Origin of the sequence: Parachlamydia sp. AcF125 (genome assembly GCF_018342475.1) — a bacterium.
Taxonomy (GTDB): Bacteria; Chlamydiota; Chlamydiia; order Chlamydiales; family Parachlamydiaceae; genus Parachlamydia.
The window spans coordinates 632,989-656,358 of the sequence record NZ_JAEMUD010000001.1; the positions used below are offsets into that span (position 1 = coordinate 632,989).

A 23,370-nucleotide genomic window follows, 5' to 3' on the forward strand; every position below is an offset into this window, starting at 1 on the left:
AGCTGGCTTTATTTCTGCTGGATATAAAAAGGGTTTTATTAAGAAGGAGAGAATCTATTAAAAGTGTCAAGTTTTTTTGCTGTAAAACTTGGCACTTTTAATAACCTTATGCGCTTCTTCAAATTGCAAAGGATAAACCAAAAGAAAGTGGATTAAATGCGATGAGCATTGCAGCAAACGTTCGTAAGCGCATTGAAACTAATGGAGAATGGGTATAGCGATTATCTGTTTTTGAAAATATGCCCTTTACAGCAGTAGAACAAAGATTGCCTCGCTTATCTAGCTTAGGTGTCATTCAGCGTTTTGGTAAAGGTTTATACTACCAGCCAAGGCAAACAACCTCCGAAAAGGAATTTTTCCTGCTGATAGTGGCGCAGCTAACCTACTCGGTTTTAGCACGCAGAATGCAGCAAGGATAGAAGTCGCAACAAACGGACTCAGCTTACCGCGATTAATTGTAAGTAAAGAAACAATGGTATATGCGAGAAGACCAGATTCATGGCAAAGATTCTCCTATAAAGATGCGGCCATTCTAGATTTCCTCCGTACAGGTGGAGCGGCTAGCGAACTATCTCCTGAGAAAACCGTGGATAGGCTACTTGGGCACTTTCGAACACCAAGCCAATTTGAGCGCTTACTTCAAGTGGCTGAATCAGAGCCTCCATGAGTTCTCACCATGCTGGGGGCCATAGGACAGCAAATCGGCTGCTCTGATAACCAGTTTTCAGCTTTGCGAAAAAGTTTGAATCCCCTTTCTCGATTTGAGTTTGGAAACCTAGTTACACTGGAATATGCCAGACAGTGGTAAGCAAAGGAGCGAAAAACTCCTGAAACTATTCGAATACCTCCTGGCTGCATCCTCTTCTTTATGGAATGGACGAGGATCTCTTTTTTGCCAGGATTTGACGCAGGACATACGGCAAAATTCCCCCATGGCGATAATATTCAACCTCAATAGGTGTATCTAAACGCAAAATTAATTGAGCTTTTTTGAATTCATCTCCTTTTTTAATTTCCAATGTGACTTCTTGCCTGCTCGAGAGCTGATTTTCTATGCCCATGAGTGAAAATGTTTCCTCTCCTGTGATTCCTAGGCTTTCCCAATTTTCGCCCGGTTTAAATTGGAGAGGCAAAACCCCCATGCCAATTAAATTTGTGCGATGGATCCTTTCAAAGCTTTGAGCCACCACGGCTTTAACCCCCAGAAGTGCAGGTCCTTTAGCAGCCCAATCTCGAGAGCTACCCATCCCATAATCTTTTCCCGCAAAAACAATGAGCGAAATATTTCTTTTAGCGTAGATTTGGCAAGCTTCAAAAATAGGCATCACCGAGCCTTCGGGCATCAGCTTTGTAAATCCTCCCTCTTTATCGCCTGCCATTCTATTGCGAATTCGAACGTTAGCGAATGTTCCCCGCACCATGACATGATGATTTCCACGGCGGCTTCCGTAGCTATTAAAATCTCTTTTACCAATCCCTAAAGAAATCAGGTATTTGCCAGCGGGTGTATCCACTCCGATAGAACCGGCCGGAGAAATATGATCTGTGGTGACGGAATCTCCAAAGAGAGCCAGAGGACGCAAATCGTGCAAGGGGGGTCTAGAGGGTAATTCGAGGGTAAAACCCTCAAAATAAGGCGGTTTTTGAATATAGCTGCTCTTTTCATCCCACTGGTAGACTCCCGCCGTATTGACTTGGATATTTTGCCAAATGGGATTGTCTTCTAGGATGCGCCCATACCTTTTTTTAAACATGCCCGGATCGATACAGCGGGCAACGGTTTCTTGGATTTCTTGCCTAGAAGGCCAAATATCTTTTAGAAACACCGGCTTGCCGTCTTTTCCCATCCCTAGCGTTTCTTTTTCAAAATCGATGTCTACTCTTCCTGCGAGGGCAAAGGCGATAACGAGAGGAGGGGACATCAAAAAATTGGCTTTAACCGCACTGTGAATTCTAGCTTCAAAGTTACGATTGCCACTCAGCACGCTGGCTGCTATTAAATCATAATCCTTAAGGGCATTTTCAATATTATCCTCTAGAGGGCCACTATTTCCAATACAGGTGGTGCATCCGTAGGCTACAAGTTGAAAGCCTAAAGCGTCCAAATATTTTTGGAGGTCTGCTTTAACAAGATAATCGGTCACTATGCGAGAACCTGGAGCTAAGCTTGTTTTGATTAAAGGATTGATTTTGAGTCCTTTTTCCACCGCTTTTTTAGCGAGCAATCCAGCTCCTAGCATGACGCTTGGATTACTAGTGTTTGTACAGCTGGTGATAGCGGCAATTACAATCGATCCATGTTTTAAGACAATGTCGCAGTTTTCTGCTTCGCCATAGCCTGGATTAGTAATGGCTGGATTGAATGGGCGATTGGTCACCATTTCTACTTCATCCCAGGCAGGCTCTCCTTCCTGCTTGGTGTCGAGGAAATGGGTGCCGCCGGTATCCTGCGGAATAGTCATAGAAAAAGCTCCTTTTGAATGCACACCTACCGCTTGTTGAAGCTCATCTTCGCTTTTTCCATAGCCACCACCTTGAATTGGATTTTTTAAGATTTGGCGAAATTTATCTTTGAGATGAATAAGTTCAATTCGATCTTGGGGACGTTTTGGCCCGGCAACTCCTGGCTTAAGAGAGGAAAGGTCAAATTCAAGAACTTTGGTAAAGTCAATTTCACCTTGCCTAGGAATTCCAAATAATTTTTGGGCTTTTAAATATTCTTCAATTTGCGCGATATCTTTTTCTTCTCTTCCGGTTAAGCGGAGATATTCCATTGTCTTCTCATCGACAGGAAAATATCCTACGGTCGCTCCATATTCAGGGGCCATATTGCTAATCGTGGCTCTATCGGCCACAGTTAAGCTTGCAGTTCCCTCTCCAAAGAATTCTACAAATTTTCCTACGACGTTTTCTTTGCGCAGTAATTGAGTGATGGAAAGGGTGAGATCTGTTGCCGTGACCCCCTCTGATAGGTGGCCTGTCAAGTGTACTCCAATCACTTCGGGCATCTGTAAAACGTTTGGTTGATCTAGCATGGCCCCTTCCGCTTCAATTCCACCCACGCCCCATCCTAAGACTCCGAGGCCATTGATCATGGTGGTATGTGAGTCTGTTCCCACAACAGTGTCAGGGCTAAGAAGCAAAATCCCCTCTTTTTGATTGGCAAAGACAACTTTAGCAATATGTTCTAAGTTGACTTGATGAACAATCCCTATCCCAGGGGGGACAACTTTGAACGTTTTGAAAGCTTGTTGTCCCCAACGTAAAAATTCATACCGTTCTTGGTTGCGTTCAAATTCCACTTTTAAGTTAAAATCAAAAGCATCTTTTGTTCCGGACCGATCCACTTGCACAGAATGGTCAATGACGAGGTCTACAGGCACTTCTGGTTCAATCAAGATAGCGTCGAGGTTTCTTGTTGCCACGGCATCCCGCATAGCGGCTAAATCAACTAAGAGAGGCACGCCTGTGAAGTCTTGTAAGATGACTCTCGATACCATAAAAGGTACTTCCCCTTTATAGGGGCCTTGTGGGGACCAGCTTGCTAATCTCAATACATCTTCCTTGCGAACCCTTTTCTCATCGCAATTTCTCAGTAAGGATTCCAACATAATCCGAATACTGATGGGAAGACGGCTAATCTTTGCAATCTTTTGCTCTTCAAATGCTGGCAAAGAGTAGTAATAACGTGTTTGATCGTTATTTAGAGATTTCAAAGTACTAAAAGTATCAATTAGATTGGGTTGAGACATGTGTCCTCTTGTAGTTGATTTGATTGAAAGGGATAGAAATGGATGCCTTTTTATTCAATCAATAGACGAGCCTCTTGATACTAAAGGAAAGCAATTATTTGCAACGTACTCTTTTAAAGTTCGGGATGCATAGGAACAAGGAAAAGAGGGTGCAATGGAGCAGCCGCAATGGTTAAGAGATTTCCAAAAAGGCTTTATTAGCGATTTTTGATCTTATCTATAAAGTGGCCTTTTAGTTTGCCGCCATTCATTCCAGGTTTACGTCCTTTGTCTAAAACAATTTTTAAGAATTCAACGCTTTTTGAATGTTTAGTTCCCTGTCTTATTAAATTTAGCTAGATAGCCTTATGAAAAAAAGCTTAGATATCTGGCTATATCTTCTTCTTTTGCATGCAATCTAAAAACTTTATTTGTTGATTAATAAAATATTCAATTGTATAGTTGTGCGGCAAGGATTGCTTATAAAATTTCTGGCAAGCCTTTAAGCAATATTAATTGGCAAAAACGATTAACATAAAGGAAGTCTCATGACTTTAAGTCAATTATGTTTTCGAGTCTCTCTTTGCTTATTTAGTTGTACACTTGTTTTTTTATTGCTAGCAGACATAAGCCCTTTGGAAAAAACCTACCTATTACCTTCTCAATTATACCTGATTCCCGAAGGAATTTTTTTCATGAGTGCTGAGGGAGAATTAGAATCTACTTCCACCCTTTTTGCTGATGGGAATGGACCGTATGTTTTACAAAAATTTCAACAATGTCCGGCCTGCCATTTATGGAGTCGTGATGGGACCCTTCATCGAACGAGCTGCCCTTTTTATGCGGAATAAATCCCTCAATTTGCAGTAGGCAAGTTAGGGTAAATATTTAAGGCTAACGGATGGAATGTATTTATAAATTCCTCAAATAATCCTATATTGTTTCTATTTTGAATTAAATTAATTATGTCTATTCATTTTCTCATTAAAATGCTTTAGATAAAATTTGGGGTTTACATGCAAAGGATCAAAAGATGTATGAATTTACTCGAGAAAGCTTAATGAGGCATGAAGGACCTCAAATAAGCCCATCTTTTCTGAAACCCTTAGAATGCGTACACAAAAGCTTTTAAACGCCACGATGGCACTGAAGAAGGTGACAGAGGGGCATGGAACTGACATAATTTGTTCTGGCGTCACAATTGTTTCTGCTCTTTCCGCCATGGCTACTTCCGGAAACGGGTTATCTTTAGCTGCCAATACGGGTTTATTTCTCATAAAAGCATGCAAGGATTTGCGGCGAGGCGCTATCCGTTTATAGGAGATATTGAAGCTTCTTGTAAAGCTGTAATGGCTTAAAGTATAAGTGGGCGATAGGTTGCTAAATAGGAGTAAAATCCCCCATTCAGCAGCAAATGGATAGCGATCGGAATCACTAGGTGAGCTGGGTGCAGAGGGGTTAAATTTCCATCGGGGGGGGGAAGTAAGTATGCTCATCCGCTCTTTCTTGCTGCGCGCCTTTTAAAGCAATTCTAAGAAAAAATTAAGGAATATAGTTCCAAATTTTAGCAAGCTTCCTAAACGATTGGGGATGATATTTATGAAAAAATTTGGGTAAGCTTTATTTGCTGTCGAGAATCCCAGCTATAAGACCAGTGCCAAGAAGGGCTCTCAATCTTGGTGACTTCATAGGCGATTTGCCCATTTTTATAATAGGCGCGCACTCTATGCCCATCTGGAACTTCAATTATAGTGGGGCCAATAAAAGCGACATTCTCAGCAATAAATTCTCCACTTCCGTGAATATTGATTTGCAGGCTTTCTAAATGATAAACCTCTTGCTTCCAGAAAATATTTTTTTGGGAAAAGTCAATCCCTTTATTGATGACTGTGACATTTTTTAAAATACACTTACCATTTTGCTCACTGTAATGGAGGACCTCCTCTTGATCAAGGTGGCCTAATATGCGCTCAGCCCAAATCTTTAAGCTTCCGTGCAGTTCTAAATTTTCAATCCTTACTTCAGCAATTTCTAGAATCAACTCACTTTGGTTGGTTATTTTGCCATTTTGGATTTTCTGAGCGGTAATGGAATAAAGGGGACCTAAAGCGGGATGTAGGAGAGCAATAAAGGTGGGACCTGTTTTGAGATAATCTTCTTCAGCCGGTATACCAGGCATCTCAATATGGCATGCGCTGTTTAGAAGCTCGTGCATATTCTGCATGAGATCGTAAAAACATTTTTCAGGAGTTTCTGCTATAGAACCCTCAGGAAATAAGCTATGCTTTGTAACGGAAATAGTTTTAAGCCTTTTATGGTACGTTAAATATGTTTTTAATAAAGTATAGTCCTTGGCTTCTAAAGGAGCAGCAAAACAATCAAAAATTTCATCGGCAATATTTTGCATGGTGGTTTCAAGCCTTCCTGCTGGGATCTCTTTCGTTCCTTCAGGGCGTTCAATCGACACGCATGCTTTCATATTGATGAGTTTGCCAGGAAGCGGATAGTTTTCGATGGCCTTTTCTATTTTTTCCAAATTAGCAAATAAAATGTTGGTGTTTGCAGGAAAAGCAGAAAATAGGCTACCTTCTTCACAAGGCATATCTCTTAAGCTGTGTTTTTTGAATTCGGTATATTCAATATTGGTTATACAATAGCGATAAGAGTCTTGGATCCTATCTTCAACTACCACGTTCATTCCCTCAGACGTATTCAGGTAGCGCGGGCAAGAAGCAAACCCAAATACTTTGTTTTCGTGGCCTCCTATTCCCATAAATGCCAACAAAGTATCATCTGTTCCTGCCAGAGGGTTATTGATTTGACGTATGAGAGCGTACCGCCTTTGTTTTTTGTTAAACCATTCGAATAGGCCATAATCTTTTGCAAGCTTCCAGATGACTCCATGGCCGCCAGGTTTTAATAGAAGGGAAAAAGGATTTTTTAGAAGCCATTGCCCTTCTTGGGTGATAACAGGGACAAGGGGTTGAATGAAAAGGAAAAAATTTTTCCGCGATCGGTGAAACCACCGATTCTGTTCACAAATTTGGCAAATGTGCTGATGATTATTTTTTTCGTGAGAAGTCATCATCGCAACAGGTGTAGTGAGCTGCTTTCCATAAAGCTTATAATAGAGATATTCTTTCGCTTGTAAATCGCGCAATAATCCTTCTAGAAGTGTCCTTCCACAGAAAAGCAATTGGGCGGCAGGCAAAGGTTCTTGAGTGGTCTCATCTATCAAATTTAAGCGATCTCCTGCACCTCCGACAGGGTAGATGTGAGCCATGGAGGGCAGACCCTCAATTCCCCATTTAATAGCTTCCCAGGTTCTATCGTTTTTGCGCGAAAAATCGTACCCTTTTGGATGATGATAAGAACGGCTTGGGGATATTTCGGGAGGATTTTTTTGCTCTAAGATTAAAGAAATAACAGCATAGTGATATCCAATTAAGCCGCCTATTTCTTGATAAAAGGTTTCAATCGGCAACAGTTGTTCCAATAGCAGATTAAAAGGGGCCTGGTTTTCTTCAAAGTCTCCCTTTTCTTGAGAAAAAAGGTGTCCTTGATCGATTGCTAATAGGGATTTTATGCATAAAATGCCTTCTGAAGAGGCCCTAGCAATAAAAGGATATTGCTTGGTTAATGTATCAAATTCTTGGGCAACTTGTTTAAACTGAGTAATCAGCTCGATTTTTTTTTCAATGAAAGAGCTTTTTTTAAGAGATTCTATTAAGGGTTCAAGCTCAATTTTTTGCTTTTCAAGCGACAAACAGGGAAAAGTTGCTATCATACACGTTTTGGCCGGGTTGAACAATGGCGTCGCAATCCCATCATCGTTCGGCTGTAGAGAATTAGGGCGCGTCTCGCAATCTATTAGCCCGGATTGTAATCGCATGCATGGCAATTTTCAAGCACAAATCAAAGTAGAATGCCGCATATTCTTCCAAGCCAAGCGCCTTTTTTTTCTTTCGCCATTATCGGTCGCCTCTTATTTTTTCGGGTATTGAAAACAGAAGTTAAAAGGGGAGAAAAGCGGGAAAAGCTTGAAACTGGCACAAAATTTCTGTTGAGTCAGAAATTAGCCTCCAACTATGCTTAAGTCTATTTATTCTTTAGTTTTAATGAGTTTAATTTATGTTTTTTCAGCTGTTTTGGGGAAGAATTTAAATAAATTAATTTATTTGCCAGATTAATAGATAGGTGTGTGCCCTTATTAGGAGAGAATAAATTGTTTTGACTAGAAAATAGTAACAGAGCTAAAAGAAACCTCTAGAATGAACTGAGCTGTACTAAAAATCAGAGATTCCTCTCTGAATAAAAAAGCCAGGTTATCAGGATATATTAAAATGACAAGAAACCTATAGGAGAAAAAATGAGCAAAGAAAAAGAACCGAAGAAAAATTCTGCATTTATGAAACCGGTGTATTTAAGCGAAACTTTGGAAGAACTCATTGGAAAAGGTCCAATGGCTAGAACCGAAGTTACAAAAAAAGTATGGGAATATATTAAAAAGCATAAGCTTCAAGATGCAACTAATAAGCGCAATATCAACCCAGATGCGAAGTTAGCGAAAGTTTTAGGCTCCAATCAGCCGATTGATATGTTCAAAATGACAAGCAAAATTGCTAAACATTTAAAAGAAACTGAAGTGGCAGCAAGCCATTAAGGCGCATTTCGCAAGGTGCTTCCTTGCACCTTGCTTTTTTAGATCTCTTTTGCCTTAAAAACAAATTCTGTTTTTTTAACTCTATTATCCCTTATACTTATCCTATTTTTAAGGGGTATTTAAGAGATATGGGAAATTCTAACAATCAAAAAACAGCTAAACATTTTCATCACTGGTTATGGGATGCTTGGTGCATTTTTTCTGTTATAGGAATATGGCCGCGCTTCATTGAACCTAATTTGTTGAAAGTTTCTCGAATCGATTTAGATATTCCCCATTTGCCCTTAGCTTTGGATGGATTAAAAATCGTTCAGTTTAGCGATCTACATTTGAATAACGCCGTTTCCTCTTTTTTCTTAAGAAAAATAATCCGCAAAATAAAGCTCCTCAACCCTGATTTACTTTTTTTTACGGGAGATTTTTTATGTAAAGGGGTATTAGACGATCGGAAAAGAATGAAAAAGTTTTTTAACTCTTTGCGCGCTCGCTATGGATGTTATGCGATTTTTGGAAATCATGATTATGAAAAATGTATTTCGATCAACCATGAAGGGGATTATGACGTGGTTGAGAATATTCAATCGAACCTTTTGAACGGTTTTCAACGCTTGTTTAGTGATGTAAAGGTAACCGGAACCATTGTAGAGCGTGCGCGGAAAGTCGACCTTCATCCTGAGCTAGTTTCTGTTTTGCAAGAAACCTCTTTTAAGTGTTTGCATAATGAAACCGAGCAGGTTGCAATTGGGGACAGCTTTTTAAATATCTGTGGATTAGGTGAATACATGGCAGGGCGCTGCTTGCCAGAAATAGCTTTTAAAAACTATGACAAACAATATCCAGGAATTATTCTAGTGCACAATCCAGATAGCACCGCTTTGCTTGAATCTTATCCCGGAGAAGTGGTTTTGTCAGGACATACGCATGGATGCCAAATTAATCTTCCGTGGATGTGGAAGAAATTTACCAAGCTAGAAAATATGGCTCTTCAAAAGGGTCTCTTTCGAGTATTCGATAAATGGGTGTATGTTAATCGAGGAGTAGGCGGAATTATGAAATTTCGCTGGTTTTCCGTTCCTGAAATTTTGTTTTTGACGTTGAGAAAAAAATCATGAGGGAGCTGGCCAGCGTTATCCTTTTAGCAGGAGGCAGGGGATCTCGCATGCGTCAAGCTATGCCTAAACAGTTCTTACCTTTAGCTGGTAAGCCCCTTGTATTTTTTAGTTTAGAATGTTTTATGGCTTTGCCAGAAATTTTAGAAATTGTAGTGGTCTGCGATCCCGTTTACCATTCTTTATTTGCTAATTATATGCGTGACCCACGTCTTCGCTTTGCTTTACCAGGCCCCCGAAGGCAAGATTCAGTATGGAATGGTTTGCAAACGATTAAGCAGCCTCCTCAAATTGTTTGCATTCACGACGCGGCAAGGCCCTGTATTGATCAACTTTTAGTTAAGCGTGTTTTAAAGGCTGCCAGAGAGCATGGTGCAGCGACTGCAGGAATGCCCCTTAAATTTACTCTCAAACAAAGTACAGCTGCAGGCTTTGTCGATAAAACTTTAGACCGTTCTTTGTTGTGGGAAATACAAACTCCTCAAGCGATAGATTTTTGTTTACTTCACCAGGGTTTTAAAAAAGTGCACGAGCTAAATAGGGAGGTCACGGATGACGTATCTATGGTAGAACTTTTAGAAAAGCCGGTCAAACTTGTGGAAGGAGACTATGCGAATTTAAAAATTACGACGCCCGAAGATCTAATTGTGGCAGAACAGTGGCTTGCCAAAAAAAGTGCTGAGAATTCACAGGCAGGTGGCTGTGGCTTATAAATATAAAATCACCCTTGCCTATGATGGAACGCATTATAGTGGCTGGCAGATTCAACCTAATGCACTTGCTATCCAAGAAATTGTGGAAAAAGAAATTGGTAAAATTGTTCGTCAGCCCGTGCGTGTTGTGGCTTCAGGGAGGACCGATGCGGGAGTGCATGCTAGAGGGCAAGTGGCTCATTTTTCTACTGATGAAGAATTTGATCTGAACCGCTTTTTATTGTCGATAAATGGGCTTTTGCCTAAAGATATTCGGATCAAAGACATTTGTCCTGTCCCTCTTGATTTTCATGCTCAGTATAGCGTGAGTAGCAAAGCTTATCACTATCATTTAACTCTTTCTCGTGTGCAAAGTCCTTTTGTGAGATTTTATGCCTGGCATATCCGGCAAAAAATTGACTTTTCTCTTTTACAAGAAGCCACTCAGTTTTTTGTAGGAACACACGATTTCACCTCATTTGCCAATGAAGCGCATCGCGAACATCCTCAAAATGCTGTTCGCACCATTAAAAGAGTGGAGGTTGTTTTAGAAGAAGAGGGATGTCGCCTGGAGTTTGAAGGAAATGGGTTTCTCTACAAAATGGTCAGAAATATTGTCGGCATTATATTAGAAGTGGCGAGTGGCTACCGACCCCTCGAAGATATTCCCCAAATTTTTTTAGCGAAGGACCGGACAAAAGCGGGGAAAGCTGCCCCTCCGCATGGCCTTTTTTTGCATCAAGTGGATTTTCCGGAAAGTGCACTGCTGATGAAAAGTTGCTTAGGTTGATCATGTAAAAGGGAAAATTATATGGAACGATTTTTTAAGAAAGTGCTCTCCTTTTTGGCGTGGGCTGTTTTGAGCGCATGCTCTTCCTCTGATTTACCCTTAGATGCTCATCCTGGATATCAAAAAGGAGAATATATTTACCGCGTTCATGACGAATATTTATTTGCTATTCCTTTGCCGGAAGGGGTAGAAGCCCAGCTCTACCCCTGGGAAAAAAACGTGATTGGAGGGTGCCCGAAGATTACCAAAGAATTTTTTCGTTGCAAAGGTAGCAGTTTAAATCCAGAACATGTCGTTCAAACCGAAAAAGAGACTAAGCGATTTTATGATTGTAGCGGAAAACATAGCCTGCCTTTAAGAGAGGGGGAGGAATTTATTTATCCGATCTTGATCGATCTATTGAATGATATTCAGGCCAAAACAAATAGCAAAGTTGTCATCACCTGCGGGCACAGCTGTCCAGACCACCATGCTTATTCTGACCAAACCCCCGAAAACCGGTATTCAAAACATATGATTGGGGCTGAGGTTGCTTTTTATGTTCAAGGCATGGAAAATAACCCTCAAGCGATCATAGAGTTCGTGAAAAATTTTTATAAAAATGACTCAAAGTATTTGAATAAAAGCGAATATACGGAATTCAAGACGGAGGAAAAAAGCACTAGCAATTTAGCGAAAAGACCCCTATATAATAAAGAAATTTATATAAAAATTTTTAAAGAAACAGAAGGGCGTAATTTTGATAATCGGCATCCCTATCCTTATATTGCCATTCAGGTACGCCACGATTTTGACCAAAAAGTTAAAGTGACCTATTCCTGGAATGCAGCCTATCGAAATTATTTAAGATGGTGAAAACATGCAGGCAAAGGTGACTTTTTTCCTTGCACGCTAAAAAAAGAGCTGGCAACCTTACTACTGCTCTGTATTTGTAGAATCAAAAGATGAAGAAGGACTCACCCATGTTATTAGACGATTACGAAGAATTTAGTGAAAGTCAGCTTAAAATTCTTGAGCGTTATGTAACGAATACTCACAGCCACGTTTTTGTTTTGCGCAACTTACCCGAAGTGATTAAGGGAGCATTATTTTCACGTTATTCAAGGTCCACCTTGGGTTTACGCACTCTTCTTTTAAAAGAATTTATAGCGAATAATGAAGAGAGCGCTTTTGCGGCTATTGCAGGAGGGGAATCGGGGGAGACTTCTGAATGGCAGAATGCTCAGACTGCAGCGATTCGAAAAGCCCAAAATTTTTATGACCGCATTTTAGATGGATATGGGGATGATTCTATTGGAGAATTGGGGGGAGCGCATTTAGCCATTGAAAATATTTCTATGATTGCAGCTAAATTGATAGAAGACGCGCGCATTGGAGGTTCTCCACTCGAAAAATCGACCCGATATGTTTATTTTGACCAAAAAGTAAAAGGGGAAAATCTTTTTTATAAAGAACCGATTTTAATGACCTCTGCTTATCGGGATTTATACGTCAACACCTGCAACATGTTGTTTGATACTTATAGTAAACTTATTCCTCCTCTCACCACTATGATTGAAGAAAAAATGCCAAAAGATCAGGCAACTTCAAAATCTGCCTATGCGGCAGCTGTGCGTGCAAAGGTTTTAGATTGTTTGCGAGGGTTGTTGCCGGCCGGAACCTTGACTAATATGGGGATCTTTGGCAATGGGCGTTTTTATGAACAATTAATTCATAAAATGCATTGCAATAATTTAGCTGAATTACAAGATTTAGGTAAGCGTACTTACGAAGAGCTAGGTAAAGTGATTCCCTCCTTTATTCGTCGAGCTGACCTTTTCCACCATACCCACCAAAGTTTTGCCCGTTATTATGAAGCCATGCAGGCGGAAATAGCGGTAGTGACTGCCCAAAATACAAATTTTCCTGAAAGGATGATGGAGCCAGGAGTGAGGCTGCTTTCTTCCGACTCAGAGGCTGTAGTTAAAGTGGCTGCTGCCTTACTCTTTGCTCATTCAGATAAAGGATATCACGATCTATTGCAATATTGTCGCAAATTGCCAGAAGAAGGAATTGCGCGTATCCTGGACGCAGCTTGCAGCGCCCGAGAAAATCGAAGGCACAAATCGCCGCGCGCACTAGAGCATGCAAACTTTACTTTTGAAATGGTGACAGATTTTGGAGTGTACCGCGATTTGCATCGCCATCGTTTGTTGACTCAAGAAAGACAATTTTTGAGCTGCGATTATGGTTTTTATGTGCCCCCAGAACTGGTGGGAACAGAGCTGGAAGAGCCATACCTGCAGGCATTGCATGCTGCTAAAGAAGCTTATGATACGATGTCGACGGAATTACCAGAGGAAGCACAGTATGTCGTTCCAATGGCCTACAACGTCCGGTGGTATTTTCACGTGAATTTGCGCGCTTTGCAGTGGATTTGTGAGCTACGTTCGGCAGCCGCAGGGCATGCTGGATATCGTTTCATTGCTCAAGAAATGGCGAAAAAAGTCAGCCAAGCTTTCCCTCAATTTGAACGTTTTTTCAAATTTGTGGATTTTGAAGGATACGATCTTGGAAGATTAGATCAAGAAATTCGAAAGGAAGAAAAGCAGTTGCGCCAGTAAGCGATGAAATTGCCCTGCAATAGAATGCATGGCAAAGCCCTTTTTGGAGTGGATTAGGCTTAAATTTTTTAAGCGTTGGATATGGGCATTAAGACAGCTCCTTTGTGTATCCCTAGAAGCTGGATAAACCTATGGTTTTGTTGTAGCACGAGCCCCCCTTAATCCCGCCCCAGGAATAATCCACTGGGCTAGTGCCTGCATCTCTTTTAATGTGCAGAAAAATTTATCTTTCGCTTCAGCTCTTTTTTTGCGTGTTCCAGGCGCGTTAAGCCTTCTACTACAAATTTTGGGTCTGGCTTCATACTTAAGGCTTATACCGTAGGCATTTTGTGTAGGGTATGGCGGCGCCAAGGATAATTCCAGGAAATTGCAGGTAATGGAGTTTTAATTGCCAATATGGGCTAGGCTATACCTCTCCTATTGCGGGATAAAAGATAAAAAAAGCTGTGGTAAGGGCGACAAGTTTGAGTGGTGTACACAATCCTTTAGTTGTGATGAAGGCTTAAAATTACATTTAAATATAAATTTATATGTAACAATTAGAGTTACTCCCCTAAAAAGTTAAAGTATTTTTGGGTTTGCTTAATTAAACTCCTTTCGAAATCTGAGAAATAGGGGAATTTCAAAAATAAGCGTATAGAAATAAGAAAGAACTGGGAAAAGTTTGCTGAAATTTCTCTGTTTCAGCAAACTGAAAATCTAAGAATCGCACTGAGAGGCATTTTTTCCACATGGGCAACAGCTCCCTTCCTGCTTGGAAGCAGCCTGTTTGCCTGGTCCGTAATCCGTATAATAAAAGTCTTTTCCTCTAATAAGCAAGCTGCTCCCGCCCCCAGGCCCTCTTCGCAGAGAATCGTTAGAGCAGGCAGGGCAGGTGGTAAGGGGTTCAGCAGTAATTTTCTGATTTACTTCTAATTGATGGCCACATTTTTGGCATGTATAATCGTATGTTGGCATATTATCTGTTCCTTCTAATAAAAAGAGGCACGAGCAGTGCCTCTGTAAATATTGGAAAAAGTTACATCATTCCCATGCCGCCCATACCGCCCATACCGCCCATGCCACCCATTCCCATGCCGCCCATGCCTTCCATCGCGGACATATCTGGTTGCTTGGATTTTGGTTCTGGCTTGTCGGTGATGACGGCTGCGGTTGTCAGCAAGAGTGCTGCTATAGAAGCCGCGTTTGTTAAGGCACTTTTTGTAACGCGCGCAGGATCAAGGACGCCGGCTTCAATAAGATCACCGAATTCGTCTGTCAAGCCGTTGTAGCCATATGCACCTTGCGCTTCAAAAATTTTCTCCGCGATCAGATTGCCTTGTTTACCGCAATTATTGGCAATGGTGGTTGCGGGAGCAAAGACAGCTGTTTTAATAATCCCAATTCCAGTTGCTTCATCGCCTGAGGCTTTGAGATTGTCGAGAGATTTCACAGCGCGCAATAAGGCAACTCCTCCGCCAGGAACAATTCCTTCAGCAACAGCAGCGCGCGTCGCATGTAAAGCATCTTCTACACGGGCTTTTTTCTCTTTAAGCTCTGTTTCTGTGGCAGCTCCAATATTGATGATGGCCACTCCTCCAACCATTTTTGCTAAACGTTCTTCCAGCTTTTCTCGATCATAATTAGAAGTGGAAGGATTGGAGATTTCTGCTTTGATTTGGTTAATCCGCTCTTGGATTAAGCGTGCATCGCCCATGCCATCAATAATAGTGGTTTCTTCTTTAGTCACTTTTATTGTTTTTGCTTTACCGAGAACCGATAAATCCGCTTCTTCAATTTGCAAGCCTACTTCTTCAGAAATAAAGGTTGCACCCGTTAAAATGGCTATATCTTGGAGCAATGCTTTGCGGCGATCTCCAAAGCCTGGAGCTTTGACAGCACAAACAGGGAGTCCTGCTTTAAGTTTATTGACCACAAGAGTGGCAAGAGCTTCGCCATCGATATCGTCAGCGATAATTAAGAGAGGACGCGACCCTTTTTCCATCGTTTTTTCTAGGATAGGGATGAGTTCTTTTGCCGAAGATAATTTTTTATCTGTAATGAGAATCAGAGCGTTTTGCAGCTCAGCAGACATGTTTTCAGGATTTGTGACGAAATAAGGAGATACATACCCTTTATCAAATTGCATGCCTTCCACCACGTCTAGAGTCGTGTCAATCCCTTTTGCTTCTGCTACAGTAATAATGCCATCTTTGCCTACTTTTTCCATAGCTTTTGCGATGATCTCTCCAATTTCAGGATCATTGTTAGCAGAGATGCAGGCAATTTGTTGAATTTCCTGAGAGGTATTTACAGGGGAGGCCAAAGCTGAGATTTGCTTGTTAATAATCTCTACAGCGCGCTCGATTCCCCGTTTTAGGCTCATGGGATTGGCTCCTGCAACGACGCTTTTAAGTCCGGCGCTGTAAATGGCTTCTGCAAGCACAATAGCTGTAGTTGTGCCATCTCCCGCGATATCAGAGGTTTTGGAAGCAACTTCTTTGACAAGCTGAGCTCCAATATTTTCAAATTTATCTTTTAAGGAAATTTCTTTAGCAACTGTGACACCATCTTTGGTAGAAAGAGGAGAGCCAAAACCTCGGTTAATGACGACATTGCGCCCTTTAGGGCCTAATGTAACTTTGACTGCTTTTGCTAAAGTTTTAAGCCCTTTAGAAATAGACTTGAGAGCTTCTTCGTTAAATTGTAATAATTTTGACATAAGTCAAACTCCTATAAATAAGTGATAAAGGCTCGATTTATGCAAAAACGCCTAAGATGTCATCTGCATTGAGAATAAGGTAGGTTTCTTCATCGTTAGGACTTTTAACTTCGGTCCCTGCATATGAGCTAAACAGCACGCGAGCACCTACCTCCAATAAGAGGGGCTCATGCTCTCCATTTTCATTAATTTTTCCAGGTCCCACAGCAATAACAGTCCCTTCTTTAGGTTTTTCTTGGGCTGAATCAGGAAGTAAAATTCCTCCTTTTGAAGTGGATGCCTTGGTACGTTTGACTAAAACACGATCTGCCAATGGTTGAATATGCGCCATGATTCATTGCTCCTTTATACAAATGTTTTCTTGCTTACAAAGCTAAATTGCAAGTGAAAGGGTTTCAGTAAGGGCCTCCTCACTTGAAGTTATAAAGCGTATGAATAAAACTGTTTTATGTCAAGCGTGTAAGTTACAATTTTAGCAGATTAAGCAATAGAGTGCCAAGATGATGGGCCTTGATATTTTCCCATTAAATTGCTAGTCTATTAGGGTATGTTTAAAGTTCAAAAAAATTCACCCTCTCCAACTGAGGTAAAGCTTTCTCGATTGCCTGTGATCAAAGAGAGAGTTCGCTTAGTCCTCGATTATATTCGGGCATTTGTAGGAGATTTAGCCGTTTTCCCTTTTTTTGCCTTGGCCTATCCTTTTTCTATAGCTGATAAGCGTCCTAAAGAAGTGCGACATCTGACTCCCATTTTATTACTGCATGGGTTTGCTCATAATCCGACAGCTTGGCTTATTTATCGCTGGTATCTCGTAAAAAAGGGGTATTCTGTGCATATTTTAGATTTTGGATATCCCCCCTTTGCTTCTCTAGAAGAGTATGCGGGTGAAGTTAAAAAAAAAGCAGAGCAAATCGCCCAGCAGGCAGGCACGGATCAATTAAACATTATTGGGCATTCAATGGGAGGACTTGTAGCTTCTTATTATGCCACAGATCTGGCTAAAGAAGGCAGTGTAAAAAAAGTGGTGACCCTCGGTAGTCCTTTGATAGGCACAAAAGTTGCGACCCTGGGGGCTATGTTGCGGTTAGGAAAATGTGTCGAACAAATGAAGTTTCAATCTGAGTTTGTGCTTCAACAAAATAAAAAAAACGAAGAAAGTCCCACTCAATTTTATCATTTTTCCAGCACGGGAGATCTTTTGATTCAGCCTAACAGATCTGCTTTAGGGCAAAATAAAAAGGCTATAACCCTTCAATTTCGGGGGATGGGACACCTCTCTTTCTTATTTTCGAGAAAAGTTTTGTTACAGGTAGGTAAAGCTTTGAAAACCTAATCTTAGCCCTTATTTAGGGCGCCTGATGGTTTAGAGTTTTGCGCAATCGAAGTTTCGTATAGAGTAAAGCTAGCACGAAAAAGAGAGCCGTGATGCACACAACAATTCCCCCTGTGGATAAGGCGATACCATAGGCAGACAAAATGTGGCGCGATAAAGCCACACCGACTAGCGAAGCAAGCACTCCTAAGCTTGCTGCAAGGGCAAGCATGACCTTTAGGCGCGCGGTGAGTAGCCTGGCTGTCAAGGGAGGACCCGTAATGAAGGAAAGGACCATCAAGACACCCACAGCTCGAAATGCCCCAATAATAGTGATGGAAACTAAAGTCATTAACAAATAGTTAAAGAAAGAAGGTGAGATACCCAGCGCTTGAGAAAGGTTGGGATCAAAGGTGGTGATTTTAAATTCCTTAAAAAAAAACCCTAAAACAATCAAATCAAGGGAGAGAATGAACCCCGCTAAATAGCCATCTTCCAGGTATAAGGCATCTGCATTTCCCATCACGATTTCAGTGCCAATGTGGGCATTGCGTGTTAAAACCGTAACCAAAATAATACCTGCGGCAAATAAAGTGGTAAAAATTATCCCCGTACTTGCATCCTCTTGCATCTTAAGCGTTTTAGTGAGAAATTCCGTTAAAAAACTTGTCACAAGTCCCATAATAAAAGCTGCAAGTAACATGATATGCAAGTTAAGCGAAACATCTGCTGGTATTTGCTCTCCCGGAACGAATACGTGCGATAAAAAAAATGCCCCCACTATGCCGATTAAAATGGTGTGAGAGAGAGAATTTGCCAACATGGTCATTTTTCTTAAGACTAAAAAACAACCAATTAGAGCAGAAGCTGCTGAAATTGCCATAAGGACGATCAGCTGAATTTCATCGTTTGCAAGTTGATTTAAGGAAAGTTTGCCTGTCATAAAAAGAAATAGGCGGGTAATGAGCGTATAAAAAAAATCGAGAAATAGGTTGTCTGTATAAGGATTAAGCGGGTTTTCCATAAAATGCACCTACAAAGATGGGCTTGGGGGAATAGGCTGATGATGGGGATCTTCTTTAGGATCTTTCAAAAGCAAAATGAGTTCTTTTTCTAATTCTGGAGTGAGAATATGCTCCATTTCTTCCGCGCTTCGGTGCACCCTTTCGGCGCCTATTCCTAAATAATCGGCCAGGTAGACCTCCCATAAACGATGGAGGCGCACGATATGAGCGGCTCTAGCCTCTCCAGCAGAAGTCAAGGCATAGGCATTGCAATGCTGTTGCGCGACCCATCCATGGTGTACGAGCCGCATCAGACAAAACCATAGATAGAGACGTGAGGCACTTTGAAACTCAAAAATGGCATCTAGAGAAAACGTTTGTCGATTTTTTTGATACCACATGGCTTTTAGCAAATTTTCGGAAATACACCGATCTTGAAAGCGAAAAATACGAATCAGGCGCAATAAATAACCTCTTTCAGGGGCAAATAAGAGAGAAAATAAGCAAATCACAGCTCCCACCAAGACGATCATGGGTCCGGTCGGGAGGGAAATCCTACCTATGGCATATTTCTTAGCAAAATAGGCGCTTCCTTCCACAGAAAAGTAATTTCCAAAGAATCCACTGATTAAAGCAAAACAGCCTGCCCATATAAACATATGACTTAATTTATTGGTATATTGGCGAGCAGTTGCTGCGGGAATGACGAGCATGGCGGACATTAAGACTACTCCCCCAGAACGGATGCCTGCTACGAGGGCTAAGGCGATGAGAATAAATAAGTAGGTATCGATTTTCTTAAGGGGAATTCCCAGGCTTTTTGCATATTCTCGATCAAAAGTGATCACTTGCAGCTCTTTATAAAAAAAAATAAGCATTAAAACGATCATTAAAGAAAGCAGCGCATATAAGAGGACATGGTAGTCGTTCATAGTGGCGGCTTGGCCATATAAATAACTTTGGCTCTGTTTATAAAAAGTAGGAGAGACAAACTGTAAATAGCTAGCCAAAGTGACGCCAACTCCAAAAAAAGTTGCCAGAATGAAGCACAGTGCTGAATCAGCGCGTATATTGCATTTATGCTCTAGCAAGTGGAGGCACCATAAACTGATTAACGCCGTCATGAAAGCCCCTAAAATAATTAAGGTCGCAATAGGTAACTCTTGCTCTAAAGATATCAAAGAAGCAAAAATAACCCCTAAAATGACTCCCGGGTAGGCGGCGTGCGAAAGAGTTTCGCCAATTAAAGATTGCTTGCGTAGGAAGACGATGACCCCTACCAGGGCTGCCGAAAAGCTCATTAGCATGCATCCCATTGTAGGAGCTCGCAAAACAGGGTCTGTAAAAAATGAAATGAATGTGTGCACAAAGTACCTTTTAAGACATCCCAGAGGTTTTTTGTTGAGAGATTTTCAAGGCTTCATCAAATAACGCGTAGCTTTTACCGTAAGCGGCGTGAAGGTTTTCAGGCGTGAAGACTTCTTCAGTAGGTCCGGCTGCAACGAGCCGCATATTTAACAAGATTACCCAGTCAAAGTAATTGCGGACTGTGTTTAAGTCGTGATGGACAACAAAAACAGTTTTTCCCTGTTTTTTTAGCTGCTGTAAAAGATCTATAATGACTTTTTCAGTTGCAATGTCAATACCGGTGAAAGGTTCATCCATGAGATACACATCGGCATCTTGTATAAGGGCTCTTGCAAGAAAGACTCTTTGCTTTTGCCCACCTGAAAGCTGGTTGATTTGACGATCAGCAAAAATAGACATCCCTAAAGTGCCAAGATGGCGATCAGCGGATGCTTTATCAGCTTCGGTGGGTTTATGGCACAAACCTAGGGCTCCGTAGCGTCCCATGAGGACTAATTCTTTGACAGTAATAGGAAAATCCCAATCTACCGTTTCTTTTTGAGGCACATAGGCGACTTTTAAGCGAACTTTGCCTAAAGGCTCTCCTAAAAAAGAAATCTTCCCAGATAAGGGTTTTAAAAGGCCTAAACAAGCCTTAAGGAATGTTGTTTTGCCTGCCCCATTTGGTCCGATGATGCCCACTAATTGGCCTTTCGGCACCTTTAAAGAAATATCCCAAAGAACCGGCGTCTTATCATAATTGACGGTTAGTTGGGAAGCTTCTAAGGCATTGGGAAGGTTAATATCACGGGATTTTGGCATGGCAAGACTCTTGTATATGAACAGAATATTTGGGTGTATCTGGATAGGTAAGCAGATAATGCTTAATCGTCCGCGCATTATGCTGAATCATTTTCACGTATGTATCTCCGGAAGACCCTGGAGGGCCCATGGCATCTCCATACAAGGGCACTTGGGCCATAATCAGATTCAGGCCATGCTCTTTACCTGCATAGATAATTTTGCGAATCGAATCTTTGCTGACGTTTGATTCTGGAAAAAGAACATGGATGTGATAGTTTTTTAAGTGATCAATCACATTTTGGATATCGAACGCACTAAGTTGGCTATCAGGGGCCAGCCCTTCGGGAGCTGCAAAGCGGCTTTTCCATTTTTGCGAAGAGAGTTCCTCTTCCTCGGCTAGGTAGGCCCTTGCAAAGTAATTAAAGGCATCATGGCTTGTCACCAAAAAACGTTTGGGGCCAGGGATTTGCTGCATTTCATCACGGATTTCTTGGTGGATTTCCAATAGAGTTTTGTAAAGCGTTTCTGCGCGTTCCTGGTAAATTTTAGCATGTTCAGGGTCAATCTCTGAAAGCTTTTCAGCAATAAACGGAACTGTTTGGGCCCAAAGGGACATGTCCATCCAGATATGCGGATCAAATTGGCCGTTTTCTTGTAAAATGGTATGCGGGTTTTGGCTTAAGATTTTATTGCCTAATGAGATCGCCTTCGGGCTTTTTTGTAGGTATTGTTTTAGGCTAGGGCCATGCTCAAGTTCTAAGCCATTATAAAAAATAATTTTCGCGGAAGTGAGTTTTTCGTCATCCCCTTTAACAAGCTGATAAGAATGGGGATCAAGTTCTCCAGGAATCAAAATACGATCTTCAATATAGCTTTCACCGATTTTTTTGACTAAATCGTTAATCATGGCTGTAGTGGATAAGACAGGAATTTTCCTTTCTTGCGAAGTGGAAAGATGTTTTGAATTTTTTTCTGAAGCACATCCCCACAAGATTAAACTGAGAAAAAATGCCCAAAGGCTAAATCGTTTCATGGATGGGTCCTTAGTGGAAGTGCGTGGAGAAAATCATAGGAATAAATGCCATTTGAGCAACCCGAGGAAAAGTGAATGTGAAGCGCATACCTTCCTACGCTTGTGATTTTAATTGCACTCAAATGATCGGGAGTAGTCTGCGCGTGATTAATCCGCTTTTGATTGCCTTCATCCCAACACCCTGCGCACGGACACAGGCGTTGAAGATCCGCTAAACGATAATCCATTAAGCGTCCATCATTCCATTCGATTGTAAAGGTATAATTATCTTTTTGTTGAATCGAACAAATATACAAAGCCGGTGCCTTTGTCATGTAGCCATCTCCTTCCAGTTTAGTTCAAAATGAGAAAGCCCTTTTTTTGTGTTCTCTTTTAGGGCCTCCACGTGATCGACAAGCTGGCTAGCTGCATGTTGAAAAGCTTGGGCGCTAGAGGAAAGAGGAGTTTTGGAAAAAAGGGAAGAGCCCTCATCGCCACTTCGACAAATTTCGGGGTGAAGAGGAATGGACCCTAAAAGAGGTGCTCCAATTTCCAGCGCTAACTTCTTGCCTCCACCCTCCCCAAAAATAAACCGCTTTTCTTGGGAGTAGGGGTCTTCATAATAACTCATGTTTTCGATAATTCCAATCAAGGGGATTTTAACTTGATTAAACATATGCACGGCTTTTCGAACATCTAGTAATGAGATTTCTTGAGGAGTCGTAATCACTACCGCTCCTGTTAAATTTGCCTGCTGGCTCAGGGTTAATTGAATATCCCCTGTTCCGGGAGGAAAATCAATCAGAAGATAATCAAGCTGTCCCCAGCTCACGCTTTGGAGGAATTGCGAAATCACCTGATTGGCGATGGGCGCTCTGACGACAGCTGCTTCATTTTCAGGCCTAAAATATGCCATCGAAATCATCTGAATTCCTTGACAAAGGGCCGGGGTGATCTCTCTTTCTTGTTGGGTTGGCAGGCGATCTTCAGGAAGCATTTTGCGGATAGAAGGACCGTAAATATCTGCATCTAAAATTCCGGCTTTATATCCAAGCTTTTTCAAAGCTAGGGCGAGATTAACTGCCAAGGTAGATTTACCAACGCCCCCTTTCCCTGCAGCAATGGCAATCACATGCTGGATAGAAGGACTTGAAGGCATTGGAACATTATCAAACATGGGGATAGGCATGGTCAATCCTTGGTGAAAAGCAAAATAAATTAAATTAAGCTAGAAAATGGGATTTTATCTGATTTATCCTTTCCTATCAAAAGATATTAAGGGAGCTTTTTCAACTCTTGCTTTACACCAAAAAAAGCTTTGAAAAATTTACGCACGGAGGAACAAACAGTCTATTTTAATTAAGGCAAACGTACAAAGCCTTTTTTCGCATAAAAGTAAGAGGAAGGTCTGCAATAAATATTTTTGCAAACAAAAGTTTAATCTCTCTTTGGGGTTAAAAAACCTTTCAAACCTTAATTTAAGAAAAATGGCGTAAAATGGGGGGAAATGTTGGCAAAATAGGGTTAATGGAAAAAATCGTTAAAGTTTGAAAACTGTTCTTACTCGGACAATTGAATTATTTCTAAGTTTTCCTTGAATTT

The 23,370-nt window shown here is 41.2% G+C and carries 21 protein-coding genes; 9 read left to right on the forward strand and 12 right to left on the reverse strand.

Going from position 1 to position 23,370, the window contains the following annotated elements; all coding sequences use genetic code 11:
* The first annotated feature begins 676 nt into the window (after nucleotides 1-676).
* Entirely contained in the window at nucleotides 677-808 is a 132-nt protein-coding gene (locus PARA125_RS09925) for a hypothetical protein (protein WP_283248321.1), read from the forward strand.
* A gap of 58 nt (nucleotides 809-866) precedes the next feature.
* On the opposite strand, the gene PARA125_RS02600 is transcribed toward PARA125_RS09925, so the two are convergent.
* A complete protein-coding gene (locus PARA125_RS02600; protein ID WP_213157155.1) occupies nucleotides 867-3,752 on the reverse strand; it encodes an aconitate hydratase in 2,886 nt (961 codons plus the stop codon).
* A 527-nt stretch (nucleotides 3,753-4,279) separates the two neighbouring features.
* Between PARA125_RS02600 and PARA125_RS02605 the strand changes: the two genes are divergently transcribed.
* A complete protein-coding gene (locus tag PARA125_RS02605) occupies nucleotides 4,280-4,582 on the forward strand; it encodes a hypothetical protein (protein WP_213157156.1) in 303 nt (100 codons plus the stop codon).
* Between the two features lie 192 nt (nucleotides 4,583-4,774).
* On the opposite strand, the gene PARA125_RS02610 is transcribed toward PARA125_RS02605, so the two are convergent.
* Nucleotides 4,775-5,227: a hypothetical protein gene (locus PARA125_RS02610; protein WP_213157157.1), complete on the reverse strand. Its 453-nt coding sequence runs from the start codon at nucleotides 5,225-5,227 to the stop codon at nucleotides 4,775-4,777.
* A gap of 101 nt (nucleotides 5,228-5,328) precedes the next feature.
* A complete protein-coding gene (locus tag PARA125_RS02615) occupies nucleotides 5,329-7,623 on the reverse strand; it encodes a UTP--glucose-1-phosphate uridylyltransferase (RefSeq protein ID WP_213157158.1) in 2,295 nt (764 codons plus the stop codon).
* A 477-nt stretch (nucleotides 7,624-8,100) separates the two neighbouring features.
* Here PARA125_RS02615 and PARA125_RS02620 point away from each other — a divergent pair, with 477 nt between their 5' ends.
* The 6 genes from PARA125_RS02620 to PARA125_RS02645 all read left to right on the forward strand — a co-directional run bounded on the left by PARA125_RS02620 (nucleotide 8,101) and on the right by PARA125_RS02645 (nucleotide 13,588).
* Nucleotides 8,101-8,394 carry an SWIB/MDM2 domain-containing protein gene (locus PARA125_RS02620; protein ID WP_213157159.1) on the forward strand — a complete coding sequence of 98 codons (294 nt, stop codon included), beginning with the start codon at nucleotides 8,101-8,103 and terminating at the stop codon, nucleotides 8,392-8,394.
* A gap of 128 nt (nucleotides 8,395-8,522) precedes the next feature.
* Nucleotides 8,523-9,506: a UDP-2,3-diacylglucosamine diphosphatase LpxG gene (gene lpxG / locus PARA125_RS02625; protein WP_213157160.1), complete on the forward strand. Its 984-nt coding sequence runs from the start codon at nucleotides 8,523-8,525 to the stop codon at nucleotides 9,504-9,506.
* Nucleotides 9,503-10,216 carry a 2-C-methyl-D-erythritol 4-phosphate cytidylyltransferase gene (gene ispD / locus PARA125_RS02630; protein ID WP_213157161.1) on the forward strand — a complete coding sequence of 238 codons (714 nt, stop codon included), beginning with the start codon at nucleotides 9,503-9,505 and terminating at the stop codon, nucleotides 10,214-10,216. Before lpxG ends, ispD begins: the two co-directional genes overlap by 4 nt.
* A complete protein-coding gene (gene truA / locus PARA125_RS02635) occupies nucleotides 10,206-10,985 on the forward strand; it encodes a tRNA pseudouridine(38-40) synthase TruA (RefSeq protein ID WP_213157162.1) in 780 nt (259 codons plus the stop codon). Before ispD ends, truA begins: the two co-directional genes overlap by 11 nt.
* A 21-nt stretch (nucleotides 10,986-11,006) precedes the next feature.
* Nucleotides 11,007-11,840, forward strand: a complete 834-nt coding sequence (locus tag PARA125_RS02640) for a hypothetical protein (RefSeq protein WP_213157163.1) — start codon at nucleotides 11,007-11,009, stop codon at nucleotides 11,838-11,840.
* A gap of 107 nt (nucleotides 11,841-11,947) precedes the next feature.
* Entirely contained in the window at nucleotides 11,948-13,588 is a 1,641-nt protein-coding gene (locus PARA125_RS02645; RefSeq protein WP_213157164.1) for an FAD-dependent thymidylate synthase, read from the forward strand.
* A 699-nt stretch (nucleotides 13,589-14,287) separates the two neighbouring features.
* Here the strand turns inward: PARA125_RS02645 and PARA125_RS02650 are convergent.
* The 3 genes from PARA125_RS02650 to PARA125_RS02660 form a co-directional block, all read right to left on the reverse strand.
* Complete coding sequence (locus PARA125_RS02650) at nucleotides 14,288-14,545, reverse strand: FmdB family zinc ribbon protein (protein WP_213157165.1); 258 nt, start codon at nucleotides 14,543-14,545, stop codon at nucleotides 14,288-14,290.
* A gap of 61 nt (nucleotides 14,546-14,606) precedes the next feature.
* Nucleotides 14,607-16,289 carry a chaperonin GroEL gene (groL, locus tag PARA125_RS02655; protein WP_213157166.1) on the reverse strand — a complete coding sequence of 561 codons (1,683 nt, stop codon included), beginning with the start codon at nucleotides 16,287-16,289 and terminating at the stop codon, nucleotides 14,607-14,609.
* 37 nt (nucleotides 16,290-16,326) lie between these two features.
* Nucleotides 16,327-16,620, reverse strand: coding sequence for a GroES family chaperonin (locus PARA125_RS02660; protein WP_213157167.1), 294 nt, complete (start codon nucleotides 16,618-16,620; stop codon nucleotides 16,327-16,329).
* Between the two features lie 216 nt (nucleotides 16,621-16,836).
* Between PARA125_RS02660 and PARA125_RS02665 the strand changes: the two genes are divergently transcribed.
* The gene (locus PARA125_RS02665; protein WP_213157168.1) at nucleotides 16,837-17,622 is read left to right on the forward strand and encodes an esterase/lipase family protein; all 786 of its coding nucleotides are present in this window, start codon (nucleotides 16,837-16,839) and stop codon (nucleotides 17,620-17,622) included.
* A 13-nt stretch (nucleotides 17,623-17,635) separates the two neighbouring features.
* On the opposite strand, the gene PARA125_RS02670 is transcribed toward PARA125_RS02665, so the two are convergent.
* The 6 genes from PARA125_RS02670 to PARA125_RS02695 are packed head-to-tail and all read right to left on the reverse strand — an operon-like array spanning nucleotide 17,636 to nucleotide 22,957.
* Nucleotides 17,636-18,625, reverse strand: a complete 990-nt coding sequence (locus PARA125_RS02670; protein WP_213157169.1) for a metal ABC transporter permease — start codon at nucleotides 18,623-18,625, stop codon at nucleotides 17,636-17,638.
* 9 nt (nucleotides 18,626-18,634) lie between these two features.
* Nucleotides 18,635-19,972, reverse strand: a complete 1,338-nt coding sequence (locus PARA125_RS02675) for a metal ABC transporter permease (protein WP_213157170.1) — start codon at nucleotides 19,970-19,972, stop codon at nucleotides 18,635-18,637.
* A gap of 10 nt (nucleotides 19,973-19,982) precedes the next feature.
* Nucleotides 19,983-20,774 carry a metal ABC transporter ATP-binding protein gene (locus PARA125_RS02680; RefSeq protein WP_213157171.1) on the reverse strand — a complete coding sequence of 264 codons (792 nt, stop codon included), beginning with the start codon at nucleotides 20,772-20,774 and terminating at the stop codon, nucleotides 19,983-19,985.
* Nucleotides 20,758-21,789, reverse strand: coding sequence for a metal ABC transporter solute-binding protein, Zn/Mn family (locus PARA125_RS02685; RefSeq protein WP_213157172.1), 1,032 nt, complete (start codon nucleotides 21,787-21,789; stop codon nucleotides 20,758-20,760). The genes PARA125_RS02680 and PARA125_RS02685 overlap by 17 nt, the downstream gene beginning before the upstream one ends.
* The gene (locus tag PARA125_RS02690) at nucleotides 21,786-22,103 is read right to left on the reverse strand and encodes a DUF971 domain-containing protein (protein ID WP_213157173.1); all 318 of its coding nucleotides are present in this window, start codon (nucleotides 22,101-22,103) and stop codon (nucleotides 21,786-21,788) included. The genes PARA125_RS02685 and PARA125_RS02690 overlap by 4 nt, the downstream gene beginning before the upstream one ends.
* Nucleotides 22,100-22,957: an Mrp/NBP35 family ATP-binding protein gene (locus PARA125_RS02695; protein WP_213157174.1), complete on the reverse strand. Its 858-nt coding sequence runs from the start codon at nucleotides 22,955-22,957 to the stop codon at nucleotides 22,100-22,102. The genes PARA125_RS02690 and PARA125_RS02695 overlap by 4 nt, the downstream gene beginning before the upstream one ends.
* Nucleotides 22,958-23,370 lie beyond the last annotated feature (413 nt).